The sequence below is a fragment of the Salinimicrobium oceani genome (genome assembly GCF_012037645.1).
This window is the reverse complement of sequence record NZ_JAAVJR010000356.1, coordinates 1-534: the sequence shown is the minus strand read 5'-3', so window position 1 is coordinate 534 and position 534 is coordinate 1. Positions and strand designations below refer to the sequence as shown.

Below are 534 nucleotides of genomic sequence, written 5' to 3'. Positions count from 1 at the left end.
AAGCTCATCTCCCAGTTGAAAATTGAATTTTTCGGGTGTATTTTTATTGTTCTGTGGCAGGTAGCTCAACAACTTCTTAATATCTTCAAGACAGCTGATATCGTTCGCAGATGTGATGTGAGTGACCCCGCTTTTTGTAGAATGTGTACTTGCACCTCCAAGTTCTTCGGAAGTTACTTCTTCATTCGTAACAGTCTTCACCACGTTTGGCCCGGTAACGAACATGTAGCTGGTATCCTGCACCATGAGTGTAAAATCTGTCATGGCGGGAGAATAAACGGCTCCCCCTGCACAGGGGCCCATGATCGCCGAGATCTGCGGAATCACTCCCGATGCCTGCACATTTCGGTAAAAAATATCGGCATAGCCACCCAGGGATCTCACCCCTTCCTGTATTCTGGCTCCGCCTGAATCATTTAAACCAATAATTGGCGCTCCAACTTTCATGGCATGATCCATAACTTTGCAGATCTTTTCGGCATGGGTTTCAGAAAGAGAACCCCCAAAAACAGTAAAGTCCTGGGCAAAGATCGG

1 protein-coding gene is annotated in these 534 nt (G+C 46.4%); it reads right to left on the bottom strand.

The genetic code is table 11. The annotated features are described in order from the left end of the window. A partial coding sequence (locus HC175_RS17160) for a carboxyl transferase domain-containing protein (RefSeq protein WP_317172349.1) occupies positions 1-534 on the bottom strand: 534 nt, incomplete at both ends.